The 8,112-nt window shown below is 64.9% G+C and carries 7 protein-coding genes and 1 pseudogene; 3 read left to right on the top strand and 5 right to left on the bottom strand.

What is annotated here, in order from left to right; genetic code table 11:
* Positions 1-117 precede the first annotated feature (117 nt).
* The 3 genes from ABWU19_RS13740 to ABWU19_RS13730 all read right to left on the bottom strand — a co-directional run bounded on the left by ABWU19_RS13740 (position 118) and on the right by ABWU19_RS13730 (position 3,602).
* Positions 118-660 carry an LOG family protein gene (locus ABWU19_RS13740; protein ID WP_435902228.1) on the bottom strand — a complete coding sequence of 181 codons (543 nt, stop codon included), beginning with the start codon at positions 658-660 and terminating at the stop codon, positions 118-120.
* Between the two features lie 56 nt (positions 661-716).
* Entirely contained in the window at positions 717-1,556 is an 840-nt protein-coding gene (locus ABWU19_RS13735; RefSeq protein ID WP_027878099.1) for a DMT family transporter, read from the bottom strand.
* A 78-nt stretch (positions 1,557-1,634) separates the two neighbouring features.
* Positions 1,635-3,602: a tetratricopeptide repeat protein gene (locus ABWU19_RS13730; protein WP_435902227.1), complete on the bottom strand. Its 1,968-nt coding sequence runs from the start codon at positions 3,600-3,602 to the stop codon at positions 1,635-1,637.
* A 378-nt stretch (positions 3,603-3,980) separates the two neighbouring features.
* Between ABWU19_RS13730 and ABWU19_RS13725 the strand changes: the two genes are divergently transcribed.
* Together ABWU19_RS13725 and ABWU19_RS13720 are read left to right on the top strand one after the other, a co-directional pair.
* On the top strand, positions 3,981-4,691 hold the full coding sequence (locus ABWU19_RS13725) for a response regulator (protein ID WP_435902226.1): 711 nt from the start codon (positions 3,981-3,983) through the stop codon (positions 4,689-4,691).
* A gap of 24 nt (positions 4,692-4,715) precedes the next feature.
* Positions 4,716-5,990 carry a sensor histidine kinase gene (locus ABWU19_RS13720; RefSeq protein WP_435902225.1) on the top strand — a complete coding sequence of 425 codons (1,275 nt, stop codon included), beginning with the start codon at positions 4,716-4,718 and terminating at the stop codon, positions 5,988-5,990.
* On the opposite strand, the gene ABWU19_RS13715 is transcribed toward ABWU19_RS13720, so the two are convergent.
* Positions 5,978-6,286 (bottom strand): ATP-binding protein, encoded by a 309-nt coding sequence (locus ABWU19_RS13715; protein ID WP_027878095.1) that lies wholly within the window; start codon positions 6,284-6,286, stop codon positions 5,978-5,980. The genes ABWU19_RS13720 and ABWU19_RS13715 overlap by 13 nt on opposite strands.
* A gap of 35 nt (positions 6,287-6,321) precedes the next feature.
* Here ABWU19_RS13715 and ABWU19_RS13710 point away from each other — a divergent pair.
* Positions 6,322-7,538: pseudogene (locus ABWU19_RS13710) on the top strand (IS1634 family transposase); the annotation flags it as partial.
* Here the strand turns inward: ABWU19_RS13710 and ABWU19_RS13705 are convergent.
* A partial coding sequence (locus ABWU19_RS13705; protein ID WP_435902224.1) for an IS5 family transposase occupies positions 7,528-8,112 on the bottom strand: 585 nt, incomplete at its 5' end. The pseudogene ABWU19_RS13710 and the gene ABWU19_RS13705 sit on opposite strands and share 11 nt — an antisense overlap.

Genomic DNA, 8,112 nt, shown 5'->3' with positions numbered 1-8,112 from the left:
TCAAACAAAAAGCGCTAAGAGGCTATCTTTTTGAATCCTAGAGCACACCCCTCGCTGCGCTCGGCGAAGAAAGCGTATCCCTTTGGTCGGGTTAGTTCGTCACCGAACGGTGACGAACTAACCGAATCTGGTATTAGACAGTCGCTTCAGAAACGCCTGCAGGCTTTGCAGCGAGTGGATGGGGGTGAGCAGTTGCAGGTTTTGGGGAGTGACCTCGAGGCCGGGCCGTAGGACCTCGAGCCACCCCACATGCACCCCCAGCGGCTTTTGGGGCTTGCCGTGTAGCTGGGCAATATGGTTCAGGTTCCAGGCCGCCAGTATCTCGGCCAGGGTACCCACCCCGCCCGGCAGGGCCAGACAGGCCATGCCCACGTCAATGAGCCGCTCGATGCGGGTGAGCAGTGAGGAGGAGGGCAGCTCCAGATCCACGTGCAGGTTGGGCCCGTCGCGCTGGGGGAAGAGGCTGGGCGCGGTGATGCCCACCACCAGCCCCCCGCCCTCCTTGGCGCCCTGCGAGACGGCCTCCATAGCCCCGTTGTAGCCGCCGGTAGCCACGCCAAAACCGGCCTGGGCAATGGCCAGACCCCAGGCGTGGGCCTCGGCAAAAGCGGGTGTACCCGGCTGTACCCTGGACGAACCAAACACCGTAATCAGACGCATAGCAACAGCCTACCGGCCTGGGGTCGAAAGCTGAAGCCCCAAGACCCAACCACCCATCAGCCCGAGGCAATCAGGGCAATGGCCACCAGCGAAAGCAGCACCCCCAGGGTCTGGCCCTGGCTCAAGCGCTCACGCAGCAAGCCCCAGGCCAGGAGGGCCGTAAAGGCCGGATACAGCGAGGAAATTACCGCAGCCACATCCAGCCGACCCGCCTGGGCTGCCACCAAAAAAAGCACATTCCCCCCAGCATCGAGCAGACCGGCCAGACCCACCAGCCCCAGGGTAGCGGAAAGCCCGGTCTCCCGGCGCAGCAAGCCCATCCGCCAGACCAGCCCGAGCATCAGGGTGGTTGCCACCAGCTTGGCCAGGGCCGAGGGCCAGAACAAACCCTCCACCTGGTGAATGAGGGCAAAGTAACCGCCAAAACCCAGCCCGGCCAGAAAAGCGTAGAAGAGCCCCTGGGAAGGGCCGGTGGCCCCTTCGGGGCGGGCCGCAAGCCAGACCCCCAGCAAGCCCACCGCAAAGCCCATCTGTTGCAAGGGCGCCGGCAGACCCTCGAGGAAAACCCCCACCAAAGCAGCCAGGGCGGCCCCCACCACCCCCGCGATGGGCGCAGCCAGGCCCATCTGCCCAAACTGGAAGGCCCGGTACAAAAACACCAGGCCCACACATCCCGCCAACCCAGCGGCGATGCTCCAGGGGATATCCTGGGGTTGAAACACCTCTGCACGCAGCAAAGCCAAGAGCGTAAAAAGCAGCAGCCCCGTGGCGTGCACCAGCAGGGCAATTAGGTAGGGGTTGAGCCTGCGGGAGGCCACCCCCCCGCTGAAATCGCCTGCGCCCCAGGAAACCGCCGAGAGCAGCGCAAACGTGACCGCAGCCAGTTCTGGGCTCACGACATACCCCGCAAGAGCTCTTCCAAAATCAACCAAGACCTCCAAGAACATGTATCGTTCCTGCTACAAAACAACCTTTTAGCGAGGGGCTGGCGAAAGCCAACCGATGAAGCCGTTGACCACATCCCCATCCCCAATCAGGTCGGGCTGGCCCACCACCGCCTCGAGGAAAGCCCACACCAGGGCCTCGTCGGCCTTTTGCAAGAGCTCGGCGATGCTGTTGCCGCTGTAGGGGCCGCTGGTGAGTTTGCGGCTCAGGTTGGGGATTTGCTGAGCCCGGGGGGCCACCTCGTGCAAGGCGGCCTGGACTTGCTGAATCGCCAGGGCCTCACCCTCCGGCGAGAGCATCTGCGCGCCGCTTAGCAGGGGTGCGTTGCTCAGGTTGCGTAGTACGATGCCGGCCGTGTAAAGCTGGCGGGTCAGGCTGGGCTTGCCTGCGGTGAGCTCGAGACGGGCCTTGGCCGAACCGTAGAGCACCTCGAGGGTGTAGGTACCTTCGCGCGGCAGGCGCACCGCCGCCCCGGTCTGCACGATACCGGTAGTCAGGGGGCGAGCCGCCACCGCCTTGTTGGCACTTTGCAGCACCTGACCCTGGGCATCCAGCAAACGGGTCACCAGGGTTCCCGAGGCGAGATAGGGAAAACCCTCGATTCGGACCTGGGGAAAAACCGCCTCGCCCGCCCCAAAGGGACGGGCCTCGAGGTCATCCGCCCGCAACATCAGGCGCTCTAGCGAAACCTCCACTTTGGCCTGCTGCATTTGCGCCACCGCCCGTTGGGCCCAGGCCACCAACGGGCTTTGGGGGTTGTTCTGCACGAAGCGCTGGTAGTGGCTCCGGGCCCGCTCATTCAAACCGGCGCGCTCGGCCAGATAGCCCTTCCAGAATTCCAGCCGGGGCTGGCCCGCCTCCTGCAAATCCTTCAGGGCGGCCTGAAATTCCTGGCCCTCATCCACCCGTAGCGCCAGGTTGTAGGCTTCCCGGGCACCCAGATGGTCGCCGTAGAGCGCCCGCACCAGCCCCAGGTTGTAAGCCGGAACAGCGTATTCCTCGCGGACCTGCGCCTCCAGCTTCAGCGAGCGCAGCGATGCGCTCACCGAGCGGGCGTAGTCACCCAACAGATAATGGGCCCAGCCCAGGTTGGTCCAGTAGAGGTTTTTCTCAGGCAGTAGCGCCGCCGCTCGTTCCAAGGCGGTTTTGGCCAATTCTGCTTTGTTCTCGTCGAAGGCCGCGAAGCTCAGTTCCTCCCAGGCCAAAGGCATCTCGGGGGCCGTCTCGGTCAGGTTACGGGCCAGCGCAGCCCACTGCGGATCCTCCAAACCCCGAAACAACAGCAGGGCGGTGAGTCGCTCGTAGACCTTGCCTTCGGCCAGTTTGCGGGCCGCGCTCAAAGCCTCCACCCGGCGGCGCTCGGAAAAATCTACCAGGGCCTGATAGGCCAGGGGTGGTTGGTTCTGCCGCACCCGGTTCCAGAAATCGTGCAGGTCTCTGGGCAGTTGCTCGGTAATCAACAGCGAGGCCACCCCATCGTCGCGCAGGGCCACCGCCGCCCGGTAGTAGGGAATGGGCAGGGGGCTGCCTTGCACGCCCAGGTCGCCTTGGGACAGCCGTGCCAGGTCGTTTTCCCGTACGGGCTCGAGCTTCCACCCTCCCGCTTTTACTCCCACCTGCGCCGCCGTCCAGTACATCGCCAGTTCGGGCCGGCTGAAGCGTGCTTTGCGAATGCCGCGCTCGTCGGCCAGAAACACCCGCACCCAACCCTGCCGGTCTATTGCACCCACCAAAAGCCAGGTAGCGCCGCTAATTTCTCGAGCCAGCCGCGCACCCCCGGCCGTGCTCAGCGAACCTGCCGCCAGGTCGTAGCTGCCCTGCCAGGGCATGTCCGGCAACAAGATAGCAGCCAGCGAAGGCGGCGCCACCCCCAGCCCCCCCGCTACCGCCTGTGCAATGGAATGGCCTCCTGGCCCCGAGAACGGCAGTACTACGCCTTTGGCCCAGGCCGAGGCCGACAACACCACGACCAGCAGTACCCGAAACCAGCCTGTCATTGGGTTATCTTACCCGGAGGGTAGGTTGTATAAGAACTACACTAGGGAGCATGAAACGGTGGTTACGAATTTTCGGCTTCTTCCACATCTGGCCTCCTTTGTCCATGGGCCAGAGGATGCAACAGGGCTGGTCAGCCGACGGTTACTTTTGCTGGGGATTGTGCCGATGGCTCCTATCGCGTTTCACTTTATTTTTTGCCGCCAGGATTGGCGGCAAAAAACGAGTCCTGTACAGTTTCGGGGATTACCAGGTTTTTTCCGATAACCGCTCCGGCCGCTGTACTGGTGCAAGCACCAGGGTATTTGTGCAATCTGCTCTACATGCCAGCTTCACACAACCCACTCCGCCCCTTCATGAAGATGAGCGAAGGTGCTGTCATGGAACTGTCCACTACCGATACACTAAATGGGGTGGCATTGGTACTGGTGGTGGAAGACGAGCCGGAGATTGCCGAAATCCTCGAGGGCTACCTGCGCCGGGAGGGGTTCCGCACCGAGCGGGCCTCCGATGGCCCTCAGGCCTTGAACCTGGTTTGGGCAGCACAGCCCGACCTGGTGCTGCTGGACATCATGCTGCCGGAGATGGATGGCCTCGAGGTGCTGCGCCGCATCCGCAACCACGGCAACACCCCGGTGATTCTGGTGACGGCCCGTACCGAGGACCTGGACAAGCTGCTGGGTCTGGAGCTGGGCGCCGACGATTACATAACCAAGCCCTTTAGCCCCCGCGAGGTGGTGGCCCGGGTCAAGGCGGTGCTGCGCCGGGCAGTGCTGGCCGAGGCGCCCAAAGGCATCCTGCGGGTGGGGCCGCTGGAAATAGATAGCGAGAAGGTGGTGGCCCGCCTGGAGGGGTTGCGCCTCGAGCTCACCCTCAGCGAGTTTCGCCTGCTGGAAACCCTGGCCCGCACCCCCGGCAAGGCCTTTTCCCGCGCCGAACTGCTCGAGGCGGCCCTGCCCGACTCCGACGCGCTGGAGCGGGTGGTGGACGTGCACCTCAAAAACCTGCGTAAGAAGCTCGAGGCCGCTGGCGGTGCGGGGCTTCTGGAAACCGTGCGGGGGGTGGGGTATCGCTTGTGGGTCGAGGCTTGATTGTTGCAGTCTCCTACTGTTTGTATGCACCTTTTCCATCGCATTGAAGTACGCCTGAGCCTGCTGATGGCCCTGGTGGCTATTACCACCAGCCTTTTGACGGTGGCCCTCAACACCTTCCAGCGGGAGCGAACCTTTCGAGAGCTGCCCCCTGAGGTGCGGGACTTTTTGCGGCGCAACGAGGAGCGCCCGCCCAGCCTGAGCCTGACCCCCGAGCTGCGGCAGATGCTGGCAGAGGGCCGCGCAATACGGGTACAGATGCGCCCCTCGGATAACCCCGACAACCCCAACCCAATTTTCTGGATCACTGCCCTGGACAGCCCCGATGCACGGCCGGTTCGGCTACAAGCCCCGCCCCGTCTGCGCCGACCCAGCCTGGAGGCCCGTTTGCAGCAAAATCTGCTGATTGCCGGCCTGGCCGCCACCGGGCTGGGGGTGTTGCTGGCGCTGGTCTTTGCCCGGCGCATCGCCCGACCCATCGAGGCTATTTCCGACGCGGCCAGCCGCCTGGCTCAGGGCGATTTCGCCGCCCGTATCGTCACCCCTCGAGGCGAGGACGAGGCGGCCCGGCTGGCCCGTAACTTCAATCGCATGGCCGAGGCTTTGGAGCAACTCGAGGCCGAGCGACGGGCCATGATTGCCGATATTGCCCACGAGCTGCGCACCCCCCTGACGGTGATGCAGGGCCGCCTGGAGGCCATCCAGGATGGGGTAATGCCCCTGGAGATGGGCGAGATTGACCGCCTGCACCACCAGGCCGCCCTGCTCTCGCGCCTGGTCGAAGACCTGCGCACCCTCTCGCTGGCCGACGCGGGGCGGCTCAACCTGACATTGCAACCTATGAACCTGGTCGAGTTGGTGGGCCGGATGGCTGCCACCTTTCGGGCTGCGCTAAAGGCCCGACAAGTCGAGCTCGAGCTGAAGCTACCCGGTCGGGCCATCCCGATACAGGCCGACCCCGACCGCCTGGCTCAGGTGATCGGGAACCTGCTCTCCAACGCCCTGGAACATACGCCAGCGGGAGGGAAGATTGCCCTGGAAGTCACCTCAGACACCACCCAGGCCTACCTGCGGGTGCAGGACAGCGGCCCCGGCATTCCGGCAGAAGCGCTAAACAAGGTGTTTGACCGCTTTTACCGGGCCGAAGCCTCGCGCTCGAGGGCCACCGGCGGCAGCGGCCTGGGGCTTTCCATCGTCAAAACCCTGGTGGAGTTGCACAGAGGAACCGTGGGGGCCCACAACCGACCCGAAGGCGGGGCGGTTTTCGAGGTGAAGTTCCCGCTCGATCAGGCCGATTGAACCCGAATCCACAGCTCAGCTGCGAGGCCGTGGGGCTCGAGGTTTCTCAATACCAGCCGACCGCCGTGTACCTGGGCTACCTGGGCAGCCACGCTCAGGCCCAGTCCGTTGCCCGGCACACGGGTTCCGGGGGCGCGGTAGAAGGGCTCGATAGCCCGCTGCAACACCTCCGGGGGCATACCCGGCCCTTCGTCCTGCACGCTCAGAATGGCAAACTGCCGGTCGTCGGAGTGGCCGAGCTCGACCTGCACGGCTGCTTTGGGGGCATACTTTTGCGCGTTGTTCAAAACCGACATTCCGCACCCCTCCCCCCATGCCTTAGGATTTTGGGATGGAAACCCCACCCAACCTACAGGTCTACGACCTGGGCCACCTGGGCCTGGTGGCCAGCGTGCTGGACAGAATCCGGTTGGTGGAGACCGTGGACCGCCTCGTGGGCCCTAGGCCCGGGGAAAAGGTCTCCACCGGGATGGCCCTCAAGGCCGCCATCTTGAACGCCTTGGGCTTCGTCGCCTCCCCCCTCTACCTCTTCGGCCACTTCTTCCAGGGCAAGCCCACCGAGCACCTCCTGGGTCCCGGCATCACCCCCGACCTCCTCAACGACGACCGCATGGGCCGGATGCTGGACACCCTCTACGCCGCCGGGGTCACCGAGGTGTTCCTGGAGGTGGCCAGGGAGGCCCGCCAGGCCTTTCCCTTTCCCATACAGGCTCTGCACGTGGACTCCACCAGCTTCCACGTCCACGGGCGGTACGAGGGCCTGGGGGAAGAGGTGGGGGCCATCCGCGTCACCTACGGCTACAGCCGGGACCACCGGCCCGACCTCAAGCAGTGGGTGATGAACCTGGTCTGCGCCGACACCGGGGGGATTCCCCTGCTCTTCGCCCCCGGGGACGGCAACCAGTCGGATCGGGAGGCCCTGGTGCCTCTATTAGCCCGCTACCGCCAGGCCCTGGACCTGGGGGCGGTGGTGGTGCTGGACGGGGCGGGGTACAGCCGGGAGAACCTCCGGGCCCTGGAGGGGTTCTCCTGGATTCTGCGGGTGCCCGCTACCCTTAAGGAGGCCCGGGCCCTGCTGGAAGGGGAGTTTCCGCGAGGAGCTTGGACCCCTCTGCTCCCGGGGTACCGGGGGCTGGAGGTGGAGGCGGACTACGGGGGGTGAGGCAGCGCTGGCTGTTGGTGGAGAGCGAGGCCCGGGCCCGGGAGGAGGAAGAGGGCCTCCGGCGGCGGGTGGCGCGGGCGGAGGGGGAGGCTGAGAAGGCCCTGGGGAGGCTCCTTTCCCGAAGGTTCGCCTGCGAGGCGGACGCCCGGCGGGCCCTGGAGGAGGCGGGCGGGAGGCTGCCCTACCACCGCCTGGTCTACCTGGGGGTACAGGAAGAGCGGCGCCGGGGACGGGTGGGGCGTCCCCGGAAGGGGGAGGCGCCCCTCTCGGTGAGTTACCGCCTCCTGGCCCGCTTGGAGGTGGACGAGGGGAAGCTGGAGCGGGCGAGGCGGGGCCTGGGACGGTTCCTCCTGGCCACCAACGTCCTAGAGTCTGCTAAGAAGCCGATCGTAAACCATCAAGAACTTTCGGTAATAACAGAATCGAGAAGGCCAGCCAGTGAAAACCCTTCAGCGTTTCGGTAAGTCGTTCGTAGTCACGCGCCAGCCGACGAAAACGAGCCATCCAGGCAAAGCTGCGCTCAACTACCCAACGCCGGGGAAGCAACACGAAGCCCCTTTTGGCTTCCTCCAGCTTGACCACACACAGCGCTATCCCTTCCTGCGCAGCCGCCTGCTCCGCCTCCGAGCCTGTATAGCCCTGATCTACGTATGCGATTTCGACCCGCTGGTTGGTAACAGCTTGCACCGCCTGGGAGAGCTCCCCCACCTGGCTGCGTTCCTGCTCGTTGGCAGGGGTAACCAGCAGGGCCAGCAGATGACCCAGGGTATCCACCGCCATGTGCACCTTGCTGCCTTTACGGCGCTTGGCCCCATCGTAGCCTGCCCGCTCCCCGCTCTCGGGGCTGGATTGCAAGGTTCGTGCATCATAGATGGCGGCGCTGGGTTGAGCTGCTCGACCCTGCAACAGCCGTAGGGTTTCCCGCAGGTCATGCACCAGGTCTTCAAACACCCCCCGCTC

The organism is Meiothermus cerbereus (assembly GCF_051297115.1).
In the GTDB taxonomy this organism is placed as follows: domain Bacteria; phylum Deinococcota; class Deinococci; order Deinococcales; family Thermaceae; genus Meiothermus; species Meiothermus cerbereus_A.
This window is presented reverse-complemented; position numbering and strand designations above follow the sequence as displayed.

What these genes read in the sequence shown, in the direction of transcription:
- ABWU19_RS13725 (WP_435902226.1), top strand. Translation starts at nt 3,981, where the DNA reads ATGGAACTGTCCACTACCGATACACTAAATGGGGTGGCATTGGTACTG.
- ABWU19_RS13740 (WP_435902228.1), bottom strand. Translation starts at nt 660, where the DNA reads ATGCGTCTGATTACGGTGTTTGGTTCGTCCAGGGTACAGCCGGGTACA.
- ABWU19_RS13720 (WP_435902225.1), top strand. Translation starts at nt 4,716, where the DNA reads ATGCACCTTTTCCATCGCATTGAAGTACGCCTGAGCCTGCTGATGGCC.
- ABWU19_RS13730 (WP_435902227.1), bottom strand. Translation starts at nt 3,602, where the DNA reads ATGACAGGCTGGTTTCGGGTACTGCTGGTCGTGGTGTTGTCGGCCTCG.
- ABWU19_RS13715 (WP_027878095.1), bottom strand. Translation starts at nt 6,286, where the DNA reads ATGTCGGTTTTGAACAACGCGCAAAAGTATGCCCCCAAAGCAGCCGTG.